The following is a 24,846-nucleotide window of genomic DNA, read 5'->3' as shown; positions in this document are numbered from 1 at the left end:
CCCTAGCTTTCGGAAACGACGCGCCGCCACCATCTGCGACGCCCTGCCGGCGGCCCCGACTTCATCGCCCGCCTGCGGAACAGCATCGAGCCGCCACGCACCAGCAGCACCACCCACATGACCTGCCAGCCGAGCGCGGCAACGTGCGGCCAGAGCGCCGGTTCCTGCGCGGCGCGGGCCAGCATCGCGAAAGGCGAGCTGAACGGCAGGATCACCGCCAGCATCTCCACCGCGCTGCCCGGCTGCGTCATCGCGTAAGTGGCGAAGAAGAACAGCATGAGCTGCATCATCGTCACCGGCATCGACAGCGTCTGCACCTCGCGCACCGTGTTCGCGAGCGAGCCGATCGCCAGGAACACCGAGCCCAGCAGCAGGTAAGCCATCGCGAAGTAGATCACGCCGAGCCCCATCAGCACCGGCCAGCCGACCGCCGGTTCGGGCAGCTCGGCGATTGACCCTGCGGACAGGTAGACGGCTGCGCCCACGCCGCCCCACACGGCAATACCGACCAGAGACACCCCCAGCATCGCGAAGAGCTTGCCGAAGAACACCGACTCCATCGGAATCGCGGCGGCGAGAACCTCTATGATCTTGTTGCCCTTTTCCTCGACGAGGTTGGACAACACCATGCCTGCGAGCATCATCGTGAGCAGGAACAGCAACGTCTGCGCGCCTTGCGCCGTGCGCAGGCGCGAACGCGAATCCCCGGGCGCCGGCGCGGTGGTCTTCGCCAGGCGCGCACGAGGCCAGGACGCCAGCGTCCCGTCACGCGCCTCGGCGGCTATCAGTTCGACATCGCCCTGCCAGCCCTCGATTCGCGCCGCCGGCCCGATCAACACCGGCGCTGCGGGAGAGCCGGAGACCACGCCCGCGAAGGCCCCCTTGCGCGAAGCCATGAGCCTGCCCGGATCGGCCTTTTCCGCCGGCGACAGATCCTTGACCACATGCATCTCGGGCAAGCCGTCGCCCAGCCGGTCGGTCAACGCATCGTGCGCGCGGACCATCGCCTCGGCATCGGCACGCGCCATGACCACGCCGATCGCCGGCGCCTCGCCGCTCTGGTCGACGCGCTGCCCGACGCTTCCCGCCAGCAATCCTACGATCACCGGAAACAGCGGGCCGAGAAGGAAAAAGAAGAACGTGCGCGAGAACAGGATCGCGGTGAAATCCCGGCGCGCCACAACCCAGGCGGCGGCCAGCATCGACAAACGGCCGCGATGGCCAGGCTCCAGCGTTTCGCGAGTCATCGGCGCTTCCAAGCTCATCAGCGCGGCTCCTCGGGCTTTTCCGCTTCGAGGGCGCGGGCCGCAGCCTCCCCGGCGATGGCGACGAAGGCGTCGTGCAGGCCCGCCCTCTCAATGGACAGCGACAGGATGCCCGCTTCCCCTGCGATCAGTGCGCGCAGCAGCGGCTCGATCCCGCCATCGGGCAGCGCGAAGTTCCAGTAGCGCCCCTCCCTCCGCGAATCGGCGGGCAATGCGGCGCGCCACAGGCCTTCATCCGCCTGTGTTTCGAGCCGGACCTGCGCGGGAATGCGATCACGCGCGACATCGACCGGCCCGGCGAAGGGCACGCGCCCGCCGGCAATGATCGCGACTTCGTCACACAGGCGTTCGGCATGGGCGATGACATGCGTGGAGAAGATGACGGTGGTGCCGTCTTCCGCCAGCCCGCGCATCATCGCCTCCAGCTTGCCCTGGTTGAGCGCATCGAGGCCGGAGAACGGCTCATCGAAGATAACGAGGCGCGGGCGATGCACCAGAGTGCCCAGGATCTGCACCTGCTGGGCCATACCCTTGGAAAGCTGGCGAATCTGCCGATCCGCCGCATAGCCGAGCCCATGACGCTCAAGCAGGTCGCGGGCACGGCGTCGCCCTTCCTTCAGCGGCAGGCCGCGCAGGGCGCCCAGAAACGCGATCGCCTCCGTCGCCTTCATGGCGGGGTAGAGACCGCGCTCCTCCGGCAGGTAACCGATGGCATGGGCGACGTCGTGCGGGCGTTCCGCCCCGAGAATGCGGCGATAGCCCGAATCGGGCTCGATGATGCCGAGCAGCATGCGCAGCGTCGTCGTCTTGCCCGCACCGTTGGGGCCGAGGATTCCGTAGACCGAGCCTTGCGGCACTGAAAGATCGACGCCGCCCACCGCCGTCGTCCCTTCGAAATGCTTGACGAGCCCCCGCGCCTCGATCGCCAACGGCCGATCGAAACCTGACACATTGCCGGTCAACCGAGGATCTCCTACTTGCACATCCATGAAGCCCCCTGGCTCTAGCACGTGCGCCCCTGATGACGCAGTCCCGGTTAAGACCGCCCTAAGCGTTTTTGCCGAGGCGGTGGAGCATGAAGCGCGCGCACTCGGTTTCTGCGCCTTCGGGATCGCCTCCGCCGCGCCGGACGCGGATCGCGCGGCGCGCCTCGACGCATGGCTGGCCGCAGGCCTGCACGGGACGATGGCCTGGATGGAGGAGCGCGCCCACCATCGCCGCAGTCCACAGGGCCTCTGGCCCGAGGCGCGCAGCGTGATCGCGCTGGGCATGAGCTATGCCCCTGCCCAAGACCCGTTGCGGCTGGCGGACGAGGAGCGGATCGGCCGGATTTCGACATATGCGCAAGGTGCAGATTACCACGACACGGTGAAGAAGGCGCTCAAGAACCTCGCTCGCTGGATGGTGAGCGAGGGGGACAAGCGCGGGCTGGGACCGGTCGGCGTGAAGGTCTTCACCGACACTGCACCGGTGATGGAAAAGCCGCTCGCCGCCGCTGCCGGACTCGGCTGGCAGGGCAAGCATACCAATGTGGTCAGCCGCGAGCATGGCTCATGGCTGTTCCTCGGCGAGATATACACGACGCTGGACCTGCCGCTCTCCGCCCCCGCACGCGACCGCTGCGGGTCATGCCGGGCCTGTCAGGACGCCTGCCCGACCGACGCCTTTCCGGCCCCTTACCGCCTCGATGCGCGGCGCTGCGTCAGCTACCTCACCATCGAGCACAAGGGGCCGGTGCCCGAAGACATGCGCAAGGGCCTGGGCAACCGCATCTACGGCTGCGACGACTGCCTGGCGGTCTGCCCCTGGAACAAGTTCGCCGAGACGGCGCACACGATGAAAGCGTTTCTGCCGCGTGCCGAACTGACCGCGCCGGAACTTGCGGACCTGCTCACGCTGGACGATGCTGGTTTTCGCAAGCTGTTCTCGGGAAGCCCGATCAAGCGGATCGGACGCGACCGGTTCGTGCGCAACTGCCTCTACGCGGCAGGAAACAGCGGCCGTGTGGCGCTGCTGGCGCAGGTGGAGCCGCTGTTGGCGGATGCGGACGATACCATCGCCGATGCGGCGCGATGGGCCAGGGCGAAACTCCGATCCGCCCGGTCGCGCAGCGATGGGGAGGTGGCAGCGACGTAGTCGCTGACGGAGGGGGCGCCCCCTCCATCACCCGCTTCGCGGGCGGTCCCCCTCCCCATTCCTGCGGAACGGGGAGGATTCAGTTCACACCATTTCCTTGAGCGGCGTTCCCGCATCGGCGAGCCGTTCCACGTCGGGCGTGGCGCCGGCTTCCACCAGCTTGCGGCCCTGCACGTAGTCCTTGACCATGTTCACGCAGTCCAGCGCCACCACCCGGCCATCCTTGAGGTAGACCACCGAGAAACTGCGCCCTGCCACATCGCCCCGGATCACGGTCTTGTCGAAGCCCATGTTGATCCCGGCCGTCTGCAGCTTGAGATCGTACTGGTTCGACCAGAACCACGGGAACGCCTTGTACGGCTTCTCGTCGCCGCAGATCGCCTTGGCCACACACGTCGCCATGTCGTTGGCATTCTGCACCGATTCCACCCGCATCACCGTGCCGCCCGCATAGTCGCAGGCGAAGGCCGCGCAGTCGCCGATCGCGTAGACGTCCGGCAGCGAGGTGCGGCAGAACTCGTCCACGTCCACGCCGTTCGCCCCCGAGGCACCCGCCAGGATCAGCGGGCCGACGGCGGGCACGATGCCGATCCCCACGATCACCGCCTCGGCCGGGATGACCTCGCCATCGACCAGCTTCACGCCGGTGACACGGTGCCCGTCGCCCTCGAGGCATTCGACCGCGACGCCGGTGCGCAGATCGACGCCGTGCTCGCGGTGTTCCTTCTGGTAGAACTCGGACAGTTCCTCGCCCGCGACGCGCGCCAGCACGCGCGGCAGGGCTTCGAGCAGGACCACGCTGAGCCCCATCTTCGACAGCACCGCCGCCGCTTCCAAACCGATGTAGCCGCCGCCGATGACGACGATGTTGCGCGTCCCGGCATCGACCTCGGCCATCAGCGTGTCGCAATCCTCGCGCGTGCGCACCGCATGGACACCCGCCAGCTCGGCGCCGCCGCACGACAGCCGGCGCGGATCGCCGCCGGTCGCCCAGACCAGCTTGCCGTAGCCGAACGTGGTGCCGTTCGAGAGCGTCAGTTCCTTCGCGCCGGCATCCACCTTCGTCACCTCGGTGGAGAGCCTGAAGGTCACTTCCTTCTCGGCCCAGAACGTCGGAGGACGGATGTAGAGCCGGTCGAAGGTCTTCTCCCGCGCGAAGTATTCCTTCGAGAGCGGCGGGCGCTCATACGGATACTCCGGCTCGCGGTCGATGACGGTGATGGTTCCCGCGAACCCGTTCTGGCGCAGGGCAAGCGCACACTGCGCCCCCCCATGTCCCGCTCCCACAATGACGACGTCTGATTTTTCCATGAGGCGGTGAGTTCCGCAATTTAAGCGCGCGGTCAATGCCTCGCCGCGAAATCTAGTTACCTTGACAGGGTGACATCGCAGTGCTGGTCAAACCTTCACTCCACCGGCGCCCGCAGGGCATCCATCGTCAGCTCCAGCGAACGGATCTGCGCCTCGGGCTCGTAAGTCGCGATGCTGACGATCAGTTCGTCCGCCTGTGTGCGCGCGACGAAGTCTTCGATCCCCTTGCGCACCGTCTGCGGGCTGCCGACGGCGCTGACCGACCGGACCTGTTCCAGCATGGCGCGCGCTGCCCCCGGCAGGCCGGCGCGATAATCGCGCACCGGCGGCTTCAGGCGCCCCGGATTGCCCGAGCGCAGCGCCACGAAGCTCTGGTCGGTGGAAGAGGAAAGATAGACCGCTTCCTCGTCGGTATCGGCAGCGACCACGTTGATCGCCGCCATGAAGTGCGGCTTCGAGAGCGTCTCGGACGGCTCGAACCGCTCGCGATAGACGCGCGCCGCATCGTCCAGCGCGGCGGGGGCGAAGTGCGAGGCGAAGGCATAGGGCAGACCCAGCATCGCCGCCAATTGCGCGCCGAACAGGCTGGAGCCGAGTATCCACATCTGGACGTCCGCTCCCGCGGCCTGCGGCGAGGGCACGCCGCCCGCCGCCTGGCCGCCGAAACGTGCCTGCAGTTCCACGACGTCGTTGGGGAAACGCTCGGACGCCGCGTGAATGTCCTTGCGCAGCGCGTGCGCCAGCCGCCCGTCGGCACCGGGCGCGCGGCCCAGGCCAAGGTCGACACGGCCCGGGAACAGCGCCGCCAGCGTGCCGAACTGCTCCGAGATCACGTAAGGCGTATGGTTGGGCAGCATGATCCCGCCCGCGCCGATGCGGATCGTGCTCGTCGCATTGCCGAGATGCGCCAGCACCACCGAAGTCGCACCGCCCGCGATGCCGTCCATGCCGTGATGCTCCGCCACCCAGTATCGCTTGTAGCCCGCGCGCTCGGCCGCCTGGGCAGTGCGGACCGAGATATCGAGGGCCTCTGCGACCGTGCCGTCTTCGCGGACGGTGACGAGATCGAGGACGGAAAGCGGAACCATGGGGGAAACCTTATCTTGGAGAATCGGGGGAACCGAGCTGGGAGAGGTACTGCTTCGCGGTTACCGCCGCGTCGCTGGAAGGCGCTGCCGCGACCACGGAATCCCAACTGCGCCGCGCCGCATCCTCGTTATTCGAGAGCATGGCGATGACGCCCGCCTCCAGCCCGATCTCGGGATCCTGCGGGGCAAGGCTGGCAGCCTTCTCGATCTGGGTCTGCGCCTGCGCCAGCTTGTCCTGGCGACGCGAGAGCGTGGCCGAGAGGAGCCAGGCCTGCGCATTGTCAGGCTGGGCGGCCCGCGCTTCGGCAAGGGCGTTGGCGGCCTCGTCCGGCTGCTTCACTTCGACCAGCGCGCGGGCGCGGTCGAGCGCGATCGAGGCCGTCAGCTCCGCATCGCCGACGATCTTGGCGTCGGTCGCCGCAGGGGCGAGCAGCGAAAGGGCCTGCCCCGGCTGCCCGGAAGCCAGCGCAGCGTTGCCCGCCATCGCGCCAAGCCGCGCGCGGCTGGCGTGATCGGCAGGATCGGCGGCATCGCGGGCATTGGTGAAGGCGGTGCGCGCCTCGTCCCAGCGGTCGAGGTCGCTGAGCGCCACGCCGAGACACAGGCCCGCCCGCACCCGCTCGCGCCCGATTGCGTTGGCCAGAGCGCTGCGGGCGAGTTCGGCGGATTTCTCCGGGTTCGCCTCGACCGCGCTCATGCAGCCGGCGCTGCTGCGGGCAGCAGGCATCGCCACGCTCTGCGCCTCACGCGCGCGGCGGTCGCGGTCTTCCTTGTCCTTCTTCTCGATGATCTCGAGCGGCAGCTGCGAGGCATAGGGCCGTCCCGCGCTCGGCAGGGTGGATGCCGGGCCGACCTGGGCCATCAGCGGAAGAAGGAGAAGCAGCGAGGACATGGGATCAGGACTCCGGGGTGCCCTCCGCGCGCGGCGAGGCGAATGACAGGACCAGCTCCGCGACGGTGCGCAGCAGCAGGCGGATGTCGGATTCGCGCGAGAGGCGATGATCGCCGTCCTTGATCAGCGTGACCTGCACGTCGGCTGAACGCAGGCGCTCGGCCAGCTTCATGGAAATGTCCCAGGGCACGTCCGGGTCGCGCTGGCCATGGAGCAGGCGCACCGGGGCGTCGATGGCGATCGGCGCATCGAGCATCAGGTTGGCCTGCCCGTCGGCCCAGAAGCCGGGATGCGTGGGCGTCGGTTCGGGGCCGTAGGGATTGTCCTCGAAGATCGTCTCGCCATCGGCCAGCAGCGCCTTGTCCATCTGGGGGATGCCCCATTCGGTAAAGTCCGGGGCCGGCGCGATGCCGACGAGACCCGCCAGCCGGTCACCCAGCGCCAGCCCCGCCATCAACATCAGCCAGCCGCCCATCGACGAGCCGACCAGGACGATCTTTTCGTCCGTCTCCAGCGCGGCGATGAGCGCCAGCACTTCCTGCTTCCAGCGGGTGAGAGTGCCGTCGGCGAACGCACCTGGGGATTCGCCACAGCCGGAATAATCGAACAGCAGGCACGGCAGCCCGCTCGCGCGCGCCATCTCGAACAGCGCGGCGGCCTTGGAACCGGCCATGTCGGACATGTAGCCGGGGAGGAAAACGATGATCGGGCCGCCATTATCCCTGGCACCCGGGGTGAAGCGGTAGGCAATGGAACGCCCGTCGGAGAGATCGAGATAGCTGGTCGAAGTCATGGAGCCCTTAGTGGGAACCCGAGAGCACGAGGACAAGCCAAAGACTTGCTTCTGCAGGTGTAATGCGATCTTAAGTCCCCTTCGCTAACCGATCAGGCCGATATGAGCGCCAAGGTCATCCACTTTCCCACCCGCCCTTCCCGGCTTGCGCTGCGGCTCGAATGGTTCGCCACCGATCGCTCGGTCCTGCTTGGCATCTGGGCGCTGTACTTCGCCCTTCGCGCTGCGGTGCTGCTGATCGACGTCGCGCCGACTTCGGATGCGGAGTGGTACTACATCCGCGCGGCAAGCCTGGCGACGGGGAAGGGCTATCTCGACAATGCCGGAGCGCCGACGGCGTTCTGGCCCCCGGGCTGGCCGATCGCGCTCAGCCTCGTGTTCTCGCAGTTCGGCGTCTCGCAAGTGCCGCTGGGACTGTTCAACCTCGCAAGCTCGATGCTGATCGGGGCGCTGACACTGGCGCTCGGCCGGCGGCTTTTCGGCTCGGAAGGCGCGGCGCGGGCCGGGCTGCTGCTGCTGGCGGTCTATCCCAACGCCATCGGCTATGTCCCGCTGGCGCTGACCGAAGTATTCTACACCGCGCTGCTGATGGCCGGGTGCTGGGTCGTCGTGACGCGCACCAACCGATGGCATCTCGTCAGCGCCGGGTTCCTGTTCGGCCTGGCGACGCTGGTGAAGGCGCAGACTCTGGTGGTCGTTCCGCTGCTCTTCGCGATCGAGTGGCTGCGGATGGGTCAGGTATGGCAGCGGTTGCCGCGCCTGATCGGCGAGGGCCTGCTGGTGCTCGCGCTCGCCGCCCTGACGGTGCTGCCCTGGACGATCCGCAACGAGGTCCAGCTAGGCCACTGGGTCGCGGTCTCGACCAATGGCGGCTACACCCTCCTGACCGGCAATCACGACACCGCGACCGGGGACTACACGCCGGATGCCCCCGTCGTGAAGGACCTGATGGCCCGTCCCGGCCTCGACGAAGTGCAGCGCGACACCGAAGCGCGGCAGCTGGGCATGGAATGGATCACCACGCATCCCGACCGTTTCCTGAAGCTGGCGCCGAAGAAGTTCCTGCGCCTCTGGCTGCCCGACGGCGAGGCGGAGTGGGCTTATCAGGGCGGCGCTCCGGGCTATGCGAACGCGGAACTGGTCTATCGCGCCGTGCGCGTGCTCAACCAGGGATACTACATCATGCTGATGGCGGCCTTTGCCGTCGCCTTCTTCCTGATGATCGCGAGGCGGCGGCGTGACGGGCAAAGGTGGATCGGCTGGTGGCTGCTGCCTTACGGGATCGCCCTTTATCCGACGCTGATCTGCCTCGTGTTCTCCGGGCAGTCGCGCTTTCACTATCCGGTGATGCCGTGGGTCTGCATGACGGCCGGCTGGCTGGCAATGGCCCTGCTGGGAAAGCTGGGCGATCGCGGCAGCACCGCCCACACCCTGCACTAAGCTATCAGTAAAGCGCCGGTGCGAAGACCCGCAAGACCAGCTTGCCGTCGGCGCGGATGGTGCCGAGGCCGGTTTCCTCCCGCGCCTGCACCGGTTCGTCGGAAGAGTGGAAAAGGCCCAGCGACACCGCCATAGCCACGGCGATCGCTGCCGCGACACCGATCCTCGCTCCCCGCCTGCGCCTGAGTGGCCCGCCAGCCATCACTCACCCCTCTGGAATATGTCCTCGATCGCCATACCAAAGACGTCGGCAATGCGAAAGGCCAGCGGCAACGAGGGATCGTAGCGCCCCGTCTCGATCGCATTGACGCTCTGGCGCGAGACTTCGAGGCGCTCGGCCAGGTCCTGCTGGCTCCAGCCGCGCTCGGCGCGCAGGACCTTGAGGCGGTTCTTCACCCCTCCCTCCAGCGGTTGACGATAGAGCTGGCGCCCAGCCCCACCGCCCATACCGGCACGGCAGCCCAGCCGGGAACGTGCGGGACCAGTTCGAACGTCTCGAGGAAGCCCCAGACGGTCGCCACTGCCAGCAGCAGCCCGGTGGCCCAGAGAGCCGCGTTGATGACACGCAGGCGAAGATACTCGTCGGTCTCATCCACCAGATAGCGCGCCATCGTCCACAGCATGAAGAAGATCGGCAGCGCCGGCAGCAGCGCCAGCAGCCAGAGCAGAGGCCCGGACGCGCCCGACTTGGCCCCGAAGACGGCCACGAACAGGAAGATCACATAGCCGAACGCCCAGATCAGGCCCCGGCGATTGTAGCGCCGCGTTGCGGGAGAAAGCGCTCCGCATTCTGCCTGTGCCTTCTCGGAGGCGCGGACCAGCGGGATCAGCAGCAGCATCGGTGGAATCATCACCAGCGCCGAGGGAATCGACCCCAGATCCAGCGCACGCGCGGCGAACCCGGTGCCGAACATGCCCACAAAGAACGCGCCGCCCCAGAACCATGCGGGTCTGCGCGACAGGGTTTGGTCCGTCATGACAAGCCTCCTTGCTCATGTGTAAAGGGTGTTTGTCATTCGAACCACCATAAGTCAAGCAACATTGACATTATGGAAAGTGACCTCGTCGTCATCGGGTGATCCCGGGACCACGCTTGGCTTTCCGCGCCCGAATCGCTACATCCAGCCCATGCTTTTGCGCACCATTCCTACCACTACGCAGACTACCCGGCTCGACCGGGCACGGTCGGTCGCGGGCTGAACGCAGCGCACCGCCGTCGCCCGGATTTCGGGCGAGATCGGCGTCTTTCTCCCGAAATAGAGCCAATTCAGCCGACGCCGCACCTTCACCCGGAGGCGCGCCTGTGCCATGGCGCCCCAAACGTCCCGCCCACATGCTCTGGTATGGCATGGGGCAAACGAGAGAAGACTTCGTCCATGTCCGAAATGTTCAAGATCAGCCTGCCCGACGGTTCCGTGCGCGAGATGCCGCAAGGCTCCACCCCGGCCGACGTCGCCGCCGCCATCGGCCCGGGCCTCGCCAAGGCCGCCCTCGCCGCGAAGATCGATGGTGAGCTGGTCGACCTCAGCCGTCCCTTCACCGGCGACGCCAGCCTTGCCCTCGTCACCAGCCGCGACGAGGCCGAGGCGCTGGACCTGGCCCGCCACGACTTCGCGCACGTCCTTGCCGAAGCGGTGCAGGCGCTGTTCCCCGGCACGCAGATCACCTTCGGCCCTTCGACGAACGACGGCTTCTACTACGACTTCGCCCCGGCAGAGCGCCCCTTCACCGACGAGGACCTGCCCGCGATCGAGGCGGAGATGCGCAAGATCATCGCCGCCAACAAGCCGCTGCGCCGCGAGGTATGGGACCGCGAACAGCTCATCAGCCGCTGGAAGCAGCAGGGTGAGAGCTTCAAGGCCGAATGGGCCGCCGAACTCCCCGGCGACGAGCCGCTGACGGTCTACTGGTCGGGCGACGACTGGCTCGACATGTGCCGTGGCCCGCACCTGCCCTCGACCGGCAAGCTGGACCCCGCCGCCTTCAAGCTGACGCGCGTATCGGGCGCATACTGGCGCGGCGACCAGAACAACGCGATGCTTTCGCGCATCTACGGCACCGGCTGGCTCAACAAGAAGCAGCTGGCCGAGCACCTGACGCGCCTTGAAGAAGCCGCCAAGCGCGATCACCGCAAGCTGGGGGGCGAGATGGACCTGTTCCACCTCCAGCACGAAGCGCACGGTTCGGTTTTCTGGCACCCCAAGGGCTATGTGATCTATCGCGCGCTCGAAGACTACATGCGCCGCGCCATTAGCCAGGCCGACTGCAAGGAAGTGAAGACGCCGCAGGTCATGGACGCGCGCCAATGGGAGCAGTCCGGCCACTGGGGCAAGTATCGCGAGAACATGTTCGTCATCCCCGACGAAGTTCCCAACACCGAGGACGACGGCCCGATCATCTCGGACGAGGCGCAGTGGATGGCGCTCAAGCCGATGAACTGCCCGGCGCACGTGCTGATCTTCAAGCAGGGCATCAAGTCCTACCGCGACCTGCCGCTGCGCATCGTCGAGAACGGCTGCTGCCACCGCAACGAACCGCACGGCGCGCTCCACGGCCTGATGCGCGTGCGTCAGTTCACGCAGGACGACGGCCACATCTTCTGCCGCGAAGACCAGATCGTCGGCGAAGTTCAGGCGTTCTGCGAGATGGCGGACAAGGTCTACAAGGACTTCGGCTTTACCTACGCGATCAAGCTGGCGCTGCGTCCGGACAACCGCATCGGTACTGACGAACAGTGGGACAAGGCCGAAGCCGAACTGCGCGACGCGGTTATCCGCGCCGGCCTTGCCACCGAGGAATACGGCTGGGAGGAGCTTCCCGGCGAAGGCGCGTTCTATGCGCCCAAGCTGGAATGGCACCTGACCGACGCGATCGGCCGCACCTGGCAGGTCGGCACGATCCAGTCCGACCGCATGCTGCCCGAGCGCCTGGACGCGCACTACATCGGCGAGGACGGCGAGAAGCACCGCCCGGTCATGCTGCACCGCGCGATCTTCGGTTCGTATGAACGCTTCATCGGCATCCTGATCGAGCACTTCGCGGGCAAGCTGCCGGTATGGCTGGCCCCGGTTCAGGCCGTGGTCGCCACGATCGTGTCCGACGCCGATGGTTATGCCGCCGAAGTCGCCGCGAAGCTCAAGGCCGCAGGCGTGCGCGTCGAAACCGACGTGCGCAACGAGAAGATCAACTACAAGGTGCGCGAGCATTCCTTGAAGAAGGTTCCCCATCTCGTCGTCGTCGGCAAGCGCGAGGCGGAGGAAGGCACCGTCGCCCTGCGCACGCTGGGTGCCGAGCACCAGAAGATCATGTCGCTGGACGAAGTCATCGCGCTTCTGAAGGACGAGGCCACCGCGCCGGATCTGAAGGCATGATCCAGCGCGAACTCCTCGACTCTGCGTGGATTCCGGACGGCGAGAAGCTTGAGCTGTTCCGCCACGACAAGGACTTCATGATCGTCATCGGCCACAACGAGCTGATGAGCACGCGCAAGTGGGGCTCGGAAGAGGCCCTTGCGACGATGGCCTACGACCGGATCAAGGGCTCTTCCAAGCGCCCCCACTTCCTGATCGGCGGCTACGGCATGGGCTTCACCCTGCGCGCCGCGCTGCGGGTGCTGCCCGCCGACGCGAAGATCACCGTCGTCGAACTGGTGCCCGAGATCATCCAGTGGGCACGCGGCCCGATGGCACACCTGACCGGGGACTGCCTCGAAGATCCGCGCGTCAACCTGGTGATGGGCGACGTCGCGCAGGCCATCATCGATGGTCATGGCGACTACGATGCGATCCTGCTCGATGTCGACAACGGCCCCGACGGGCTGGTGCGCGAGGACAACAACGTCATCTATTCCAAGGTGGGCCTGCGCGAGGCTTACGGGGCGCTGACCCCGGACGGTGTGCTGGCGATCTGGTCGGCCGGCGCCGACCCCGCCTTTACCCGCCGCATCGAACGCGCGAGGTTCGCGGTGGACGAAGTGAAGGTCCACGCGCGCAGCAACGGCAAAGGGCCGAAGCACGTGATCTGGTTTGCGTCCAAGAGCGAATAAATAAGGGAAATCCTGGGGCCATCGCCCCAGACCCCTTTACTGTCGTCGTGGCGCGCGCAGCAGCCTCAGCCCCACATTGCGCCGCAGGCTATCAAGCTCACGACTGAGCAATGCGAACACAGCGCCGCTGCGCGAACCTAGCTCGACGGTAACGGGGGTGCAGGGGGGCTATGCTCCCCTGCCTTCTTCCTGCCCTTGGAAACCGCCACGATCACCGCACTGCCGAGCAGTATCCCGGTAACCATGGCCCCGACAGCCAGAAGCCCGACCGGACTGAAATCCGTTCGGGCTTCCGCGCTGAAGACCTTGCCGAAGCGCAGCGTGGCGCTGGTGACCTGGCGATTCTTGTAGAGCTTCATGCCCTGAAGGCTACCACAGCACCCCGTGCTTGTCAGGCGTGACCGGGCCGGGCGCTTCTTCGCCGATGCACTGCAGCAGGTCGATCTCGATCGTGCGGCACATGGCATTGAGCGGCAGGTCGTGGACGTCGTTGGCGAAGGGGTCGACGAGATCATCGCCGATCGCCAGCACCGCGAGGAACATGAGCCCCGCGATCGTCGAGCCCAGCGGCGTCGCGAACTGCAGCGTCTCCACCAGCCCGATCGGCAGAAGGACGCAGAACAGGTGCGTGAAGACTTCCGGGATGAAGCGGTACTGGAACGGTAGCGGAGTGTTCTTGAGGCGCTCCATGCCGCCCTGCGAGTTGGCGATATCGACAAGGACGGCTTCCATCTGCGCCTGCTGGATGGTGTCGATCCAGCCTTTGCGGCGTGCTTCGTCGATGCGGCGGCCGGTGCCGTCGAGAATGCCGTTCGCCACGTTGACTCGCTGGAGGGCGAGGTCCTTTTCGTGCTTGGGCAGGAGACGCAGCACTTCCTCGTCCTGCGGCAGACGGCGCAGCTGGCAGCGCAGCGCGTTAACGTAAGCGATCTGCCGGTAGATGATCTGCTTCTTGAGGTCCGCCGCTTCCGGATCGGGCAGGAAGTTGCGGGTCGCACGCGCGATGTTGCGGCTCGCGTTGATCATCAGCCCCCACAGCCCGCGCCCTTCCCACCAGCGCTGGTAGGCCGAATTGCTACGGAAGCCGAGGAACAGCGCAAGCGCCGAGCCGAACAGCGTGATCGGCAGTTCCGGCGCTTTGAACGGCAGGATGTAGTACGTGATCGTCACGAGCACGTCCCACACGAACAGCAGAGTCAGCGGTCTCCAGATCTCCTGGAAGACGCGCCGGGAACTTGGAATTTTTGCGACGATCATTGGGTCTTGGCAGGCTCCACTGTCACCGGCGTACCCGCTGCCGGGCCAACCTTCGGTGCGCCTTCGGTCGAACGGGCCATGGCGATCGAGGTTCCGGTAGCAGGCCGGATCGAGAACCAGTCTACACGGTCCACGGCGACCAGGAAGGCCAGAACGCCGCAGCCGAACAGGAAAAGCAGGCCGTTGCCGATGAACGATTCGCGCAGGCGGGCGCGGTCGGCGTCAGTCATGGTGCGCATTGTCATCTCCATCAAACGGGTGAGCCCCAAGAGTGGGCATCCGTGATTTCGATTGCATCATCCTAATGCGACAAAACTTTGCTGCGACGCACAATGAAGGTGTGCAGTGCAACAAGCGAGACAAGATGTAGCCATCCTACGTTACGAAACGTTGAATTTGTTCGGAAAGATTGCTGCCGGATGAACGGCAGCGCGCTCAGAAGGGCAGCGCGTCGCGTGCCAGGATAAGCGCCAGCGCGCAGCCGCCGACGATCAGCGGACGCAGCCACTCCATCCCGGAAACGGGACGATGAGCCTGTGCGAGAGCGACAATGCGAGCCATGCGCGCGACCATGCGCGCGCAGTGGTTTCCAAAGCGTTAAGCCAAAGCCTGTCCCAACCAAGCTCGTCATTGCGAGCGTAGCGAAGCAATCCAGGGCAGCGCGAACCGCCTCAGATTGCTTCGCTACGCTCGCAATGACGAAAGACTGGGAAAGACCCGGCCTTAAACCGAAGGCATCTGCTGGCTGGAACAGTGGAACGAACCGCCACCCGCCAGCACCGCGTCGGCCATGATGCCGACGGTGTCGCGGTCCGGGAACAGCGCGGCGATCGCGGCGACGCCTTCTTCGTCGTGTTCGGTGCCGTAGATCGGCACGACCACCAGCTTCGAGGTAATCGCGAAGTTCATGTAGCTGGCAGGCTCGACCCGGCCATCGGTCTCGACCCGGCCCGGCGAGGGCACTTCGGCGACCTTGACGCCCATCGCCTCGGCCCGCGCCTTGGCATCAGCGTAGATCGCGGCGTTGGGATCGTCCTTGCCGGTGGCGCGGGGGACAGCCAGCAGGTTCGGCGCCACAAAGCGGGCGAGGTTGTCGACGTGACCGTCGGTATGGTCGTTGATGAGGCCATCGCCCAGCCACAGCACCCGATCATAGCCGAGATCACGCTGCAGCCGCATGTCGAGGTCGGCGCGGGTGAGGTGCGGATTGCGGTTGGGGTTGAGGAAGACCTGCTCGGTCACCGCCACCAGACCGGTGCCGTCGCCGTCGATCGCGCCGCCTTCGAGAATCCAGTCCGCCATTTCGACCTCGAGCCCGGCATCGCGCGCCAGTTCCTCGCCGATCTCCTGATCGCCGTCCATCAGGTACTTGCCGCCCCAACCGTTGAAGCCGAAGCGCATGCCCTTGCGGTTACCGTGAGCGTCAGCGACCACCAGCGGCCCGGTATCCCGCAACCAGACGTCACCGTAGCGGCGGGTTTCCAGCTTCACCTTGTCCGACGCCAGTTCCGACGCACGGGCGCGATTCGCCTCGTCGCGCACAATCAGGCGCACTTCCTGCCCGCTCTCGGCGACGGCGCTGGCAAAGTCCGCCATCTGTTCCTGCGCGCGTTCGAGGAAGCCGGGCCACTCGACCGGATCATGCGGGAATCCGATCCACAGCCAGTCCTGCGCGGCCCATTCGGGGGGGAGAGTGAAAGTCACTTGGTGTTGCATCCCTTGGTTGCAGCGGCGCAGTCCCTGTTGTGGATGGCCTTATCGCGGATCGCGCGGAATTCGTCGCCTGCCCGCCAGTTCGGCCACATCGTGCCGTCCGCCAGCGTGCGGCCGAGGTCGTAGAACAGTTCGACGTCCTGGGTGATACCGCTCCAGTCCCAGTTTTCCGAGTATTCGTCGGCCGGGGCGTGGTAGCGGTTGTCGGTATAGTCCTGCGCGGCCTTCTCGCCCGCCGCCGTGCCGCCCTCGACCAGATCGCCGCTGCGTTCGACGTTGAACATCGGCACGCCGCGCTTGGCGAGGCTGAAGTGGTCGGAGCGGTAGTAGCCGCCGCGCTCGGGGTGATCCTCAGGCACGTCGGTCAGCCCGCGCGCCTTCAGCGCAGCGAGATAGAGATCGCCCAGCTCGGACTTGTCGCCGCCGGTCTGGGTGTAGGACTTCGCGCGGCCCGCAGGCAGCAGCGCGTCCATGTTCACCCCGCCGACGGTGTGATCGAGCGGATAGATCGGATTGGCGCCGTAGAACTCCGAGCCGAGCAGGCCCGATTCCTCCAGCGTCAGCGCCACGAAGACCTGGCTGCGCTCGGCAGGCCCGGCCTCCGCGTTCATCTTGGCGATGGCGGTGAGCGCCGCGACGCCGTCGGCATTGTCGACCGCGCCGTTGCAGATGTCGTCGTTCGGCTTGCCTGCCTGCGGCGTGCAGTGACCGAGGTGGTCCCAGTGCGCCGAATAGAGCACGACCTCGTCCGGCCGCGACTTGCCCGGCAGCACGCCGACGACGTTGTTGGACGTCGAGCGGCGGATCGCGTTATCGAACCCGAAGCTGACCTTGAGGCCGAGCGGCACCGGCTTGAAGCCCTTTGTCTGCCCCGCTTTCGTCAGCGCTGCGAGGTCCTTGCCCGAGGCTTTGAGGATCGCCTCGGCCACCGGCTTCTGGATCCAGCCGTTGGCGACCGTCTGGTCCATCGCATCGTTCGGGGTCTGCACCGAATACTGCGCGCCGGTCCAGCTGGAGTTGACGACGTTCCAGCCGTAAGCCGCCGGGAACGTATCATGCACGATCAGCGCGGCGGTCGCGCCCTGCCGCGCGGCTTCCTCGAACTTGTAGGTCCAGCGGCCGTAGTAGGTCATGCGGCGGCCCTTGAAGAGGCCCTGCTCGCCCTCCATCGCATAGTCCGGATCGTTGACGAGGATCACCGCCGTCTTGCCCTTCATGTCGATGCCGGCATAGTCGTTCCAGCCGAGTTCGGGCGCATTGATGCCGTAGCCGACGAAGACCAGTTCGCTGTCCTGCACCTGCGACTTCGGCGTCACCCGGTAGCTCGATGCGACATAGTCGTCGCCCGGCTTGAACGAGAGCGACGCCGCCGCGCCGGAAACCCTGAGCGGCGTGTAGCCGCTCGCGGTGATCTCCACGGTCGGCACCGGCTGGAGCCACTGGCCCTTGTTGCCCGGCTGCAGGCCCGCCGCCTTGAACTGGGCGACGATGTAGTCGAGCACCTTGGGCTCGATCGCGGTGCTCGGCGCGCGGCCCTCGAAATCGTCGGCGGAGAGGCGCTTGGTGACGGCCTTCATCAGGTCCACCGGCACGTCCGGCTGCGCGCCTGCATCGGCGGGCGGCTTCAGCGCGGTGCCCTTGGGCAAGGGCCGGGCCGAAACTTGCGCCGAAGCGGCGAGCGAAACGCCAAGCGCGGCCAACGCGACGAGCGGCAGGTAAGGCTTCATGGGGGACCTCCAGACGAACGGGCGCACAGGTGCCAGACGGCGCGGATGGGGGCAAGGGTGGGCCTGTACGATGGGGCTTCGACAAGCTGTGCCTGACCCTTCGACAAGCTCAGGGTGAGCGGAGGTAGTGCAAGACCCTCTAATCCCGCTCAGACTGAGCTTGTCGAAGCCCCATCCGCACAAATCACCCATGCTGTCGATCACGAAATCTTGCTCCGCCCCTCACACGCGGGCAGAACGCCCGCCATGAGTGCCGACTGGACCAGCGCGATCGACCGCGCCCGCGCCCATGCGCCGTTCCTTGCGAACGCGCTCAATCGCCTGCCCGCCGTGACGGAACTGCTGCAGGCCGGCGATGGTCAGGCCGCCCTCGCGCTGGCCCGCAAGGCCGGAGAAGGCATCGCCGACACCGCATCCGCCCTGCGCCGGGAGAAGCAGGCGCTCGGCCTCGCGCTCGCGATCGGCGACCTTGCGGGCGCGTTTCCGCTGCTGGAGGTGACCGGTGCCCTCTCCGCCTTCGCCGACCGGGCGCTCGACGCCGCGATCGTGGCCGGAATCCGCCGCCGCGTGCCCGACTACGACCCCGCCGAGCCTAAAGGCTTCTTCGCCCTCGCACTGGGCAAGCACGGCGCCGGGGAGCTGAACTACAGCTCCGACATCGATCCGATCCTGCTGTTCGACCCGAAACTCCTGCCCCGCCGCGAGCGCGACGAGCCCGGCGAGGCCGCCCAGCGCGTCGCCCGCGCGGTCGTCGAGATCCTCTCGCACGTCGGACACGAAGGCTACGTCTTCCGCGTCGACTTGCGCCTGCGCCCGGCCTCCGAAGTCAGCCCGCTGGCGATCCCGGTCGAAGGCGCGCTGAGCCATTACGAATCCTCCGCCCTGACCTGGGAACGCGCCGCCTTCATCCGTGCCCGGTCCTGCGCCGGGGACGTCGCGGCGGGCGAGGCGTTCCTCGCCGCGATCCGCCCCTTCGTCTGGCGCCGCAGCCTCGACTTCGGCGCCATCGCCGAGATCGGCCGCCTGACCGCGCAGATTCGCGCCAGCACGCGCGGCTCCCCGCAAGTCGGCCCCGGCTTCGACCTCAAGAAGGGCCGCGGCGGCATCCGCGAGATCGAGTTCTACGCCCAGACCCATCAGCTGATCCACGGCGGCCGTCACCCGGCCCTGCGCCTGCGCGGCACCCGCGCGACGCTCGACGCGCTGGCCGAGGCGGGGCTGGTCCCGGCCGAGGAAGCGCGCCTGCTCGGCGAGCACTACGACCGCCTGCGCACGATCGAGCATCGCCTGCAGATGCAGCACGACCAGCAGACCCACAGCCTGCCGAAAACCGCCGAGGGCATCGAGGCGGTCGCCCGGCTCGACGGCATGGCGAGCGGTCAGGCCCTGCTCGACGAACTCACCGCCATCACCGAGGCGGTGGGCGAGCGCTACGACACGCTGATCATGGCGAATACGCCCACCGGCGCGGTCGCGGTGCCCGACCAGTCGACCATGCCCGAGGACCTCGAAGCACTGGGCTTCGCCGATCCCGCCGCCGTCGCCCAGCGCATCGAGGGCTGGCTCGGCGGCAAGGTCCGCGCCCTGCGTTCCGATGCCGCGCGGGCGGCGTTCGTCGCGATCGCCCCGGACCTCCTCGCCGCGCTTGCCGCCGCGCCCGAACCCGATCGCGCGCTCGCCCGGTGGGAGCAGTTGCTCGGCAACCTGCCGAGCGCCATCAACCTGTTCAACCTGCTGCAGGCCCGCCCGGCGCTGATCGAGATGCTGGCGCGCATTCTCGGCCTTGCCCCGCCGCTGGCCGATGCCCTCGCCCGCCGCGCCGACCTGCTCGACCCGCTGATCGACGCCAGCGCCTTCGACCTGCCCGGCAGCGTTGCGGAACTGGTCGCCGAACTGACGCGGTTCGAGGCGGGCGACGACTACGAACGCAAGCTCGACGCGGTGCGGCGTAAGGTCGGCGAGCTGCGCTTCAAGCTGGGCGTCCAGCTGATCGAGGGCGCCAACGATCCCGTCGCGATCGGCCACGCCCTCGCCCGCATCGCCGAAGCCGCACTGGTCGTCCTTACCGACGCCACCGCCGAGGAATTCGAGGGCACCCACGGGCATATCGCGCAGAGCGAGATGCTGATCCTCGGCCTCGGCCGCATGGGCGGCGGAGTGCTGACGCACGCCTCGGACCTCGACCTTGTATACTTGTTCAGCGGTGACTTCCGCCGCGAGTCGGACGGCCGCCGCCCGCTGGGCGCCACGCATTATTACAACCGCCTGTCGCAGCGGGCGATCTCGGCGCTGTCGGTCGCGACCGCACAAGGCGCATTGTTCGAGGTCGATACCCGTCTGCGCCCCTCCGGCGAGCAGGGGCCACCCGCAGCCAGCCTCGAAAGCTTCGAAACCTACCAGCGCGAGCAGGCGTGGACGTGGGAGCACATGGCCCTGTGCCGCGCCCGCCCGCTCTACGGCTCGCCCGAAGGCCGCGCGGCGCTGGCCGAAGTCGTGCACGCCGTCCTCACCGCCCCGCGCGATGCGAACAAGCTGCGCGCCGACGTGCTGGACATGCGCGAGAAGATGGCCCGCCACAAGCCGCCGGGCGGCCCGCTCGACGTCAAACTGATGCGCGGCGGGCTGGTCGATCTGGAGTTCATCGTCCACTTCATCCAGCTGCGTGAACGCGGACCCGGCCTCGATCCCGATCTCGGCGAGGCGGTGCGCGGACTGGCCGTAGCGGGACTCGTCGATGCCGCGCTGGTCGAGGCGCACGACGCGCTTACCCGCCTGCTCGTCGCCGGACGGCTGCTGGCGCCCGATGCGCAAGTGCCCGGCCCTGCAGCGCGCTTGGCACTCGTGCGCGCATGCGGCTATGGGGACTGGGAAGCGCTCGAAACGGGCCTCGCAACGGCGCGCCGCCACATCGCGGATGCCTGGCGCGCGGCCTTCGACGAAACCCTGGAGATAGACGTATGACCCGCCCGCACATCGGCGACCCGTTCCCCGACATTGCCCTTGAAACGCCGGAAGGCGGCAGCGTGAAGGCCTCCGACTTCGCCGGTCGCAAGCTGGTGGTGTTCTTCTACCCCAAGGACGCGACCCCCGGCTGCACCACCGAAAACATCGAGTTTTCCGCGCTGCAGGGCGAGTTCGAAGCGGCAAACACCGCCCTGCTCGGCGTCAGCAAGGACTCGGCGAAGAAGCACCAGAACTTCATCGCCAAGCACGACCTCAAGGCCCCACTGGCGACCGACGCCGAGGAAAACGGCCTCTCCGACGCGCTCGGCATCTGGACCGAGAAGCAGAACTACGGCCGCACCTACATGGGCATGGTCCGCACCACGTACCTGATCGGAGCGGACGGCAACATCGCGCAAGTCTGGGACAAGGTGAAGGTCAAGGACCACGCCGCCAAAGTGCTGGAAGCCGCAAAGGCGTTGTGACGCAAGCGGGGGGAGGAACAGCTTTCCCCTCCCCCTCCCACCCCCGTCACCCTGAACTTGTTTCAGGGTCCATCGTGCCGCAAGCGCGGTGGTGGCGGCCGCAAACCGCGAGGGCCGCTGGTGAAATGACATCTCCGGCACCAACCGCACGATGGACCCTGAAACAAGTTCAGGGTGACGGCGTGTCTCCTCGCAAATGCATGAGTATCCGAATGCCGAGCGCTCCATCCATCGCCGCCGCCATCCGCGCCGCCCTGCTCGAGTGCGATCCGCTCGCCAAGGTGATGGCGACGCGCAAGGTCGCGCGCGACTGGCGGCTCGGGAGGCTCGCCTTCACGTTCGACGCCGCGATGCCCGAGACGCCCCGCCGTCCGGACGCGCCCGAACTGCTGCCGCCCGGCAAGATGCCCCGGCGCAAGGGAGGGGGCGAACGGGGCCGCATCGCCCTGTGGCACGCGCTCGCGCATATCGAGTTCGTGGCGATCGATCTCGCGCTCGACATGGCAGGGCGGTTCGGGGAATCGATGGGGCGGCAGTTCGTGTCCGACTTTCTCAAGGTCGCGGCGGACGAGGCCATGCACTTTTCCCTGATCGACAGGCATTTGCGCACACAAGGCAGCCACTACGGAGCCCTGCCGGCCCATGACGGGCTGTGGAGCGCCGCGCACGAGACACGGGGCGATGTCGGCGGCCGCCTCGCCGTCGTGCCGATGGTGCTGGAGGCGCGCGCGCTGGACGTCACCCCGGCGGCGATCGAGCGGGTCCGCACAATGGGCGACGAGCGCGGCGCACGCATCCTCGAACGCATCCTTGACGACGAAATCGCCCACGTTCGATTCGGCGCAAATCATTTCGCCGAGCACGCCGAACGGTTGGGCGAGGAGCCCGGAGAACTGTGGAAATCCTTGGTTTTTCGTTACTTTCACGGGTCGGTTAAACCGCCGTTCAACGACTCGGCGCGCCTCGCTGCCGGTTTGTCGCGCGATCTGTATACAGCGCTTGCCTGAGTCAAAACTAACGGCATAAGTCACATTCGCGAGACGGCGGGGGGTTCCGACCATCTCCATACTCCTTGGCGCGACCGGTTTCGGCGTGCTCAAAATAGCGTCGCTTTCCTCGGAATGACGGCGGATAAGCAAGGTATTGCGAGTGGTCGTAACGAAATTTTTCGCCAAGTTCCGCGCAGTGACCGGCGTTTTCGTCGCAGCGGGACTTTCCATTGCAGCGCATCCTGCAATGGCCAACAGCAGCGCCGCCGCTGCCGACATTTCCTCCACCCTGCGCACCAGCCAGGCCGCGAACCAGTCGGTCACCGGCGGTGAGGACGAGCAGTTCAGCCAGCTGTTCAGCTCCTGGCAGAACTATGAGGAAACCGGCCTTGCCGCCGCCAAGCCCAAGGCAGCGGTCGGCGGTATCGCCACCGTCGCCATCCCCTCGCGCAACCCCCTCGCTCAAGAGCGCATGACCAGCACCTTCGGCATGCGCGAACATCCCATTCTCGGCGGCCGCCGCGCCCACAAGGGCGTCGATCTCGCCGCTCCCACCGGCACCCCGGTCTACGCCACCGCAGACGGCACCGTCAGCCGCGCCTCGTGGTTCAGCGGCTACGGCCTGTTCGTCAGCCTCGAGCACGGCGGCGACATGCAGACCCGCTACGGCCACATGTCGCGCCTCAACGTCGCCGACGGCCAGCGTGTCCACAAGGGCGATATCATCGGATACGTCGGTTCCACCGGCAACTCGACCGGCCCGCACCTCCACTACGAAGTGCGCGTCAATGGCGAGGCCGTGAACCCGGTTCCCTACATGCAGCAGCCGAGCCTCGCTTCGGCCAACTGATCAGAGTTTTCCTGTTGAGAGGAGGAAGAGGCGGCCGCGAGGTCGCCTTTTCTTTTGCCTGCGTTCGATAGCTGGCAAAAAAATGGGCCAAAAAATAGGGCGGCCCGTCACGAGGGTGGGCCGCCCCTTGAAGTTGGGGAGAAGCGGTTACCGCACCGGGGCTCCGCCGGAGCGGATGGGGTGGTGCGGTGGACCGGCAAGACGGTCTTCGCACTTGCGGCGGTGTCTCACATTGATCGCGGTCAAATCCACCTGAACCAGCGGAATTTCTTGCCCGCGCGGCCGTTCTTGGCCTGAAATGGACACGTCCCGCTTCCGGCCCACCCCGATCCTGCGCGAACGGCGCCGCAGGCGCTGCACCCGCTTTGCTCTGACCGATTCGCGTGGGCATCGGATCGCAGTGATCGTGCGCGACATCTCCTCGCGCGGGCTCAGCGCCGCCGCTTCCGGCGAACCGCCGCGCCTCAACGAAGTGGTCCGCGCCACGCTGGAAGACGGCCGCGAGGTCTGGGGCCTCGTGCGCTGGCGCGAGGGCAACCTGTTCGGGGTGGAGTTCGATACGCGGGGGTGAACCTCACACCGCCGAACTGAAGCGCCGCAGCGAATCCTTGCGATAGGGGTCGAACCGCGCCGCGATCGAGCGTGCGTAAGGCAGCCCCCCCGGCAGCACCACGAGGTCATCGCCATCCGTCTCGCACAGCCCGGCTTCGAGGTAGGGGCGCAGCAGCGGCACGGCCTCCTGCCACAAGTCCGCCGCCACAGTCGCGCGGCCCTGGCACAGCAGCGCCTCGATCACTGCGCCGCGCCGCTGGTCCTCGGCGCTGCGCACGATGCCCCGCGTCGCGGTCAGCCGGTCCTGCGAGAGCATCATGCGATAGCGCCCGGTGTTCTTCTCGTTCTGGACGAGCAGGTCCGGGAGGCCGCCGATCGCCGAAGCGCCCAGCCCCAGCAGGACCGGCGCCTGATCGTCCGTGAAGCCCTGGAAATTGCGCTTGAGGTGCCCGGTCAGCGTGGCCTGCGCCAGCGGATCGCCGGGCAGCGCGAAGTGGTCGAAGCCCACCGCGACGTAGCCCCGGTCGAGCAGGAAGGCATGGCCGTAAGCCGCCATCGCGAAGCGCGCCTGTGCATCGGGAAGTTCGCTCGCATCGATCTTGCGCTGGCGGGGGATCAGGTGCGGAACGTGGGCATAGCCGAACAGCGCGATGCGGTCGGCGCCGAGCGCGACGGTGCGCTCCAACGAGTCCGTCAGGTGCGCTATGGTCTGGCCCGGCAGGCCGTACATGAGATCGAAGTTCAGCGACCCCACGCCTGCGCCGCGCAGCATGGCGACGGCCTGCTCGATCATCGCCGTGGGCTGAACCCGCCCGATCGCCTGCTGCAACTGCGGTGCAAAGGTCTGCACGCCAAGGCTGGCCCGCTCGATCCCGACCGAGGCGATCACCCCCGCCCACCCGGGGCCGAGGGTGCGCGGGTCCAGTTCGATCGAAGTGACCGGGTGCGACGTGTCGAACTGCAGCGTCAGCGCATCGACCAGCCGCACGAAGTCGATCGGGGAGATGCCGTTGGGACTGCCGCCCCCAAAAGCGATCCGGCTCACCCGTGCGCCCGTGGGGAGGCGTTCGGCGACGAGGTCGATTTCGCGATGGAGCGCATCGAGATAGCTCGCGACGCGGTCGCGGCGGTTGGCGACGCTGGTGTTGCAACCGCAGTACCAGCAGATCTTCTCGCAGAACGGGATGTGGACGTAGAGCGATACATCCCCCTGCGTGCGCTCCAGCGCCTCCTCGTACTGGCGCGCGCCTATCCCGTCGCCGAACTCGGCGGCGGTGGGGAAGCTGGTGTAGCGCGGCACGGGAATCGCCAGCAGTTCGGGGTGATAGGTCCACATGCCCGCAACTTTGCCTTATCCCTC

General features: G+C 67.1%; 25 protein-coding genes. 9 read left to right on the top strand and 16 right to left on the bottom strand.

Annotated features, from left to right (window positions below):
* Positions 1-2: 2 nt before the first annotated feature.
* Complete coding sequence (locus ACODRZ_RS16135) at positions 3-1,265, bottom strand: ABC transporter permease (RefSeq protein WP_488972067.1); 1,263 nt, start codon at positions 1,263-1,265, stop codon at positions 3-5.
* Entirely contained in the window at positions 1,265-2,254 is a 990-nt protein-coding gene (locus tag ACODRZ_RS16130) for an ABC transporter ATP-binding protein (protein WP_488972068.1), read from the bottom strand. The genes ACODRZ_RS16135 and ACODRZ_RS16130 overlap by 1 nt, the downstream gene beginning before the upstream one ends.
* A 79-nt stretch (positions 2,255-2,333) precedes the next feature.
* On the opposite strand from ACODRZ_RS16130, the gene queG reads away from it, so the two are divergent.
* A complete protein-coding gene (gene queG / locus ACODRZ_RS16125) occupies positions 2,334-3,401 on the top strand; it encodes a tRNA epoxyqueuosine(34) reductase QueG (RefSeq protein WP_488972069.1) in 1,068 nt (355 codons plus the stop codon).
* A gap of 84 nt (positions 3,402-3,485) precedes the next feature.
* Here the strand turns inward: queG and ACODRZ_RS16120 are convergent, their stop codons facing one another.
* From ACODRZ_RS16120 to ACODRZ_RS16105, 4 genes are all read right to left on the bottom strand, one after another.
* Complete coding sequence (locus ACODRZ_RS16120; RefSeq protein ID WP_488972070.1) at positions 3,486-4,712, bottom strand: NAD(P)/FAD-dependent oxidoreductase; 1,227 nt, start codon at positions 4,710-4,712, stop codon at positions 3,486-3,488.
* Positions 4,713-4,807: 95 nt separating this feature from the next.
* Positions 4,808-5,800, bottom strand: coding sequence for an LLM class flavin-dependent oxidoreductase (locus ACODRZ_RS16115; RefSeq protein ID WP_488972071.1), 993 nt, complete (start codon positions 5,798-5,800; stop codon positions 4,808-4,810).
* A gap of 10 nt (positions 5,801-5,810) precedes the next feature.
* Complete coding sequence (locus tag ACODRZ_RS16110) at positions 5,811-6,692, bottom strand: tetratricopeptide repeat protein (protein ID WP_488972072.1); 882 nt, start codon at positions 6,690-6,692, stop codon at positions 5,811-5,813.
* A 4-nt stretch (positions 6,693-6,696) separates the two neighbouring features.
* Positions 6,697-7,485, bottom strand: a complete 789-nt coding sequence (locus ACODRZ_RS16105; RefSeq protein WP_488972073.1) for an alpha/beta hydrolase — start codon at positions 7,483-7,485, stop codon at positions 6,697-6,699.
* Positions 7,486-7,587: 102 nt separating this feature from the next.
* Here ACODRZ_RS16105 and ACODRZ_RS16100 point away from each other — a divergent pair, with 102 nt between their 5' ends.
* Positions 7,588-8,925, top strand: a complete 1,338-nt coding sequence (locus ACODRZ_RS16100) for a glycosyltransferase family 39 protein (protein ID WP_488972074.1) — start codon at positions 7,588-7,590, stop codon at positions 8,923-8,925.
* A gap of 4 nt (positions 8,926-8,929) precedes the next feature.
* On the opposite strand, the gene ACODRZ_RS16095 is transcribed toward ACODRZ_RS16100, so the two are convergent.
* Genes ACODRZ_RS16095 through ACODRZ_RS16085 form a run of 3 tightly spaced genes read right to left on the bottom strand, consistent with a single transcriptional unit; the run spans position 8,930 to position 9,902 of the window.
* Positions 8,930-9,127, bottom strand: a complete 198-nt coding sequence (locus tag ACODRZ_RS16095; RefSeq protein ID WP_488972075.1) for a hypothetical protein — start codon at positions 9,125-9,127, stop codon at positions 8,930-8,932.
* Complete coding sequence (locus ACODRZ_RS16090) at positions 9,127-9,321, bottom strand: helix-turn-helix transcriptional regulator (RefSeq protein WP_103096826.1); 195 nt, start codon at positions 9,319-9,321, stop codon at positions 9,127-9,129. The genes ACODRZ_RS16095 and ACODRZ_RS16090 overlap by 1 nt, the downstream gene beginning before the upstream one ends.
* Complete coding sequence (locus ACODRZ_RS16085) at positions 9,318-9,902, bottom strand: hypothetical protein (protein WP_488972076.1); 585 nt, start codon at positions 9,900-9,902, stop codon at positions 9,318-9,320. The genes ACODRZ_RS16090 and ACODRZ_RS16085 overlap by 4 nt, the downstream gene beginning before the upstream one ends.
* Before the next feature lie 399 nt (positions 9,903-10,301).
* Here ACODRZ_RS16085 and thrS point away from each other — a divergent pair, with 399 nt between their 5' ends.
* The gene (thrS, locus tag ACODRZ_RS16080; RefSeq protein WP_488972077.1) at positions 10,302-12,296 is read left to right on the top strand and encodes a threonine--tRNA ligase; all 1,995 of its coding nucleotides are present in this window, start codon (positions 10,302-10,304) and stop codon (positions 12,294-12,296) included.
* Complete coding sequence (locus ACODRZ_RS16075; RefSeq protein WP_488972078.1) at positions 12,293-12,970, top strand: spermidine synthase; 678 nt, start codon at positions 12,293-12,295, stop codon at positions 12,968-12,970. The genes thrS and ACODRZ_RS16075 overlap by 4 nt, the downstream gene beginning before the upstream one ends.
* A gap of 137 nt (positions 12,971-13,107) precedes the next feature.
* Here the strand turns inward: ACODRZ_RS16075 and ACODRZ_RS16070 are convergent, their stop codons facing one another.
* From ACODRZ_RS16070 to ACODRZ_RS16045, 6 genes are all read right to left on the bottom strand, one after another.
* Positions 13,108-13,329 carry a hypothetical protein gene (locus ACODRZ_RS16070; RefSeq protein ID WP_488972079.1) on the bottom strand — a complete coding sequence of 74 codons (222 nt, stop codon included), beginning with the start codon at positions 13,327-13,329 and terminating at the stop codon, positions 13,108-13,110.
* A gap of 10 nt (positions 13,330-13,339) precedes the next feature.
* A complete protein-coding gene (locus tag ACODRZ_RS16065; protein ID WP_488972080.1) occupies positions 13,340-14,227 on the bottom strand; it encodes a bestrophin family protein in 888 nt (295 codons plus the stop codon).
* Positions 14,224-14,466 (bottom strand): hypothetical protein, encoded by a 243-nt coding sequence (locus ACODRZ_RS16060; RefSeq protein WP_488972081.1) that lies wholly within the window; start codon positions 14,464-14,466, stop codon positions 14,224-14,226. Before ACODRZ_RS16060 ends, ACODRZ_RS16065 begins: the two co-directional genes overlap by 4 nt.
* Positions 14,467-14,662: 196 nt before the next feature.
* Positions 14,663-14,788, bottom strand: a complete 126-nt coding sequence (locus ACODRZ_RS16055; RefSeq protein WP_488972082.1) for a hypothetical protein — start codon at positions 14,786-14,788, stop codon at positions 14,663-14,665.
* Between the two features lie 162 nt (positions 14,789-14,950).
* Positions 14,951-15,943 carry an agmatine deiminase family protein gene (locus ACODRZ_RS16050; protein WP_488972083.1) on the bottom strand — a complete coding sequence of 331 codons (993 nt, stop codon included), beginning with the start codon at positions 15,941-15,943 and terminating at the stop codon, positions 14,951-14,953.
* On the bottom strand, positions 15,928-17,667 hold the full coding sequence (locus tag ACODRZ_RS16045; RefSeq protein ID WP_488972084.1) for a M28 family metallopeptidase: 1,740 nt from the start codon (positions 17,665-17,667) through the stop codon (positions 15,928-15,930). Before ACODRZ_RS16045 ends, ACODRZ_RS16050 begins: the two co-directional genes overlap by 16 nt.
* 246 nt (positions 17,668-17,913) lie before the next feature.
* Here ACODRZ_RS16045 and ACODRZ_RS16040 point away from each other — a divergent pair, with 246 nt between their 5' ends.
* From ACODRZ_RS16040 to ACODRZ_RS16020, 5 genes are all read left to right on the top strand, one after another.
* Entirely contained in the window at positions 17,914-20,628 is a 2,715-nt protein-coding gene (locus tag ACODRZ_RS16040; RefSeq protein WP_488972085.1) for a bifunctional [glutamine synthetase] adenylyltransferase/[glutamine synthetase]-adenylyl-L-tyrosine phosphorylase, read from the top strand.
* Positions 20,625-21,095, top strand: coding sequence for a peroxiredoxin (locus tag ACODRZ_RS16035; RefSeq protein ID WP_488972086.1), 471 nt, complete (start codon positions 20,625-20,627; stop codon positions 21,093-21,095). The genes ACODRZ_RS16040 and ACODRZ_RS16035 overlap by 4 nt, the downstream gene beginning before the upstream one ends.
* A 212-nt stretch (positions 21,096-21,307) precedes the next feature.
* On the top strand, positions 21,308-22,102 hold the full coding sequence (locus tag ACODRZ_RS16030) for a ferritin-like domain-containing protein (protein ID WP_488972087.1): 795 nt from the start codon (positions 21,308-21,310) through the stop codon (positions 22,100-22,102).
* Positions 22,103-22,244: 142 nt separating this feature from the next.
* Complete coding sequence (locus tag ACODRZ_RS16025) at positions 22,245-22,934, top strand: M23 family metallopeptidase (protein ID WP_488972088.1); 690 nt, start codon at positions 22,245-22,247, stop codon at positions 22,932-22,934.
* A 298-nt stretch (positions 22,935-23,232) separates the two neighbouring features.
* Positions 23,233-23,505, top strand: a complete 273-nt coding sequence (locus ACODRZ_RS16020) for a PilZ domain-containing protein (RefSeq protein ID WP_488972089.1) — start codon at positions 23,233-23,235, stop codon at positions 23,503-23,505.
* Between the two features lie 3 nt (positions 23,506-23,508).
* Here ACODRZ_RS16020 and hemN read toward each other — a convergent pair whose 3' ends face one another.
* Positions 23,509-24,822 (bottom strand): oxygen-independent coproporphyrinogen III oxidase, encoded by a 1,314-nt coding sequence (gene hemN / locus ACODRZ_RS16015; RefSeq protein WP_488972090.1) that lies wholly within the window; start codon positions 24,820-24,822, stop codon positions 23,509-23,511.
* Positions 24,823-24,846 lie beyond the last annotated feature (24 nt).

The organism is Novosphingobium sp. FG90 (assembly GCF_057808725.1).
Note: the sequence above shows the minus strand (reverse complement) of the source record. Positions and strands in the feature narration are given on the sequence as shown.

Excerpts from the sequence above, each read along its gene's own strand:
- ACODRZ_RS16105 (WP_488972073.1), bottom strand. The coding sequence starts at position 7,485 with ATGACTTCGACCAGCTATCTCGATCTCTCCGACGGGCGTTCCATTGCC.
- hemN (WP_488972090.1), bottom strand. The coding sequence starts at position 24,822 with ATGTGGACCTATCACCCCGAACTGCTGGCGATTCCCGTGCCGCGCTAC.
- ACODRZ_RS16075 (WP_488972078.1), top strand. The coding sequence starts at position 12,293 with ATGATCCAGCGCGAACTCCTCGACTCTGCGTGGATTCCGGACGGCGAG.
- ACODRZ_RS16070 (WP_488972079.1), bottom strand. The coding sequence starts at position 13,329 with ATGAAGCTCTACAAGAATCGCCAGGTCACCAGCGCCACGCTGCGCTTC.
- ACODRZ_RS16100 (WP_488972074.1), top strand. The coding sequence starts at position 7,588 with ATGAGCGCCAAGGTCATCCACTTTCCCACCCGCCCTTCCCGGCTTGCG.
- ACODRZ_RS16030 (WP_488972087.1), top strand. The coding sequence starts at position 21,308 with ATGCCGAGCGCTCCATCCATCGCCGCCGCCATCCGCGCCGCCCTGCTC.
- ACODRZ_RS16065 (WP_488972080.1), bottom strand. The coding sequence starts at position 14,227 with ATGATCGTCGCAAAAATTCCAAGTTCCCGGCGCGTCTTCCAGGAGATC.
- ACODRZ_RS16060 (WP_488972081.1), bottom strand. The coding sequence starts at position 14,466 with ATGCGCACCATGACTGACGCCGACCGCGCCCGCCTGCGCGAATCGTTC.
- ACODRZ_RS16020 (WP_488972089.1), top strand. The coding sequence starts at position 23,233 with ATGGACACGTCCCGCTTCCGGCCCACCCCGATCCTGCGCGAACGGCGC.
- ACODRZ_RS16035 (WP_488972086.1), top strand. The coding sequence starts at position 20,625 with ATGACCCGCCCGCACATCGGCGACCCGTTCCCCGACATTGCCCTTGAA.
- ACODRZ_RS16085 (WP_488972076.1), bottom strand. The coding sequence starts at position 9,902 with ATGACGGACCAAACCCTGTCGCGCAGACCCGCATGGTTCTGGGGCGGC.
- ACODRZ_RS16120 (WP_488972070.1), bottom strand. The coding sequence starts at position 4,712 with ATGGAAAAATCAGACGTCGTCATTGTGGGAGCGGGACATGGGGGGGCG.
- ACODRZ_RS16135 (WP_488972067.1), bottom strand. The coding sequence starts at position 1,265 with ATGAGCTTGGAAGCGCCGATGACTCGCGAAACGCTGGAGCCTGGCCAT.
- ACODRZ_RS16115 (WP_488972071.1), bottom strand. The coding sequence starts at position 5,800 with ATGGTTCCGCTTTCCGTCCTCGATCTCGTCACCGTCCGCGAAGACGGC.
- ACODRZ_RS16110 (WP_488972072.1), bottom strand. The coding sequence starts at position 6,692 with ATGTCCTCGCTGCTTCTCCTTCTTCCGCTGATGGCCCAGGTCGGCCCG.
- ACODRZ_RS16045 (WP_488972084.1), bottom strand. The coding sequence starts at position 17,667 with ATGAAGCCTTACCTGCCGCTCGTCGCGTTGGCCGCGCTTGGCGTTTCG.
- ACODRZ_RS16095 (WP_488972075.1), bottom strand. The coding sequence starts at position 9,127 with ATGGCTGGCGGGCCACTCAGGCGCAGGCGGGGAGCGAGGATCGGTGTC.
- ACODRZ_RS16050 (WP_488972083.1), bottom strand. The coding sequence starts at position 15,943 with ATGCAACACCAAGTGACTTTCACTCTCCCCCCCGAATGGGCCGCGCAG.
- thrS (WP_488972077.1), top strand. The coding sequence starts at position 10,302 with ATGTCCGAAATGTTCAAGATCAGCCTGCCCGACGGTTCCGTGCGCGAG.
- ACODRZ_RS16040 (WP_488972085.1), top strand. The coding sequence starts at position 17,914 with ATGAGTGCCGACTGGACCAGCGCGATCGACCGCGCCCGCGCCCATGCG.
- ACODRZ_RS16130 (WP_488972068.1), bottom strand. The coding sequence starts at position 2,254 with ATGGATGTGCAAGTAGGAGATCCTCGGTTGACCGGCAATGTGTCAGGT.
- ACODRZ_RS16055 (WP_488972082.1), bottom strand. The coding sequence starts at position 14,788 with ATGGCTCGCATTGTCGCTCTCGCACAGGCTCATCGTCCCGTTTCCGGG.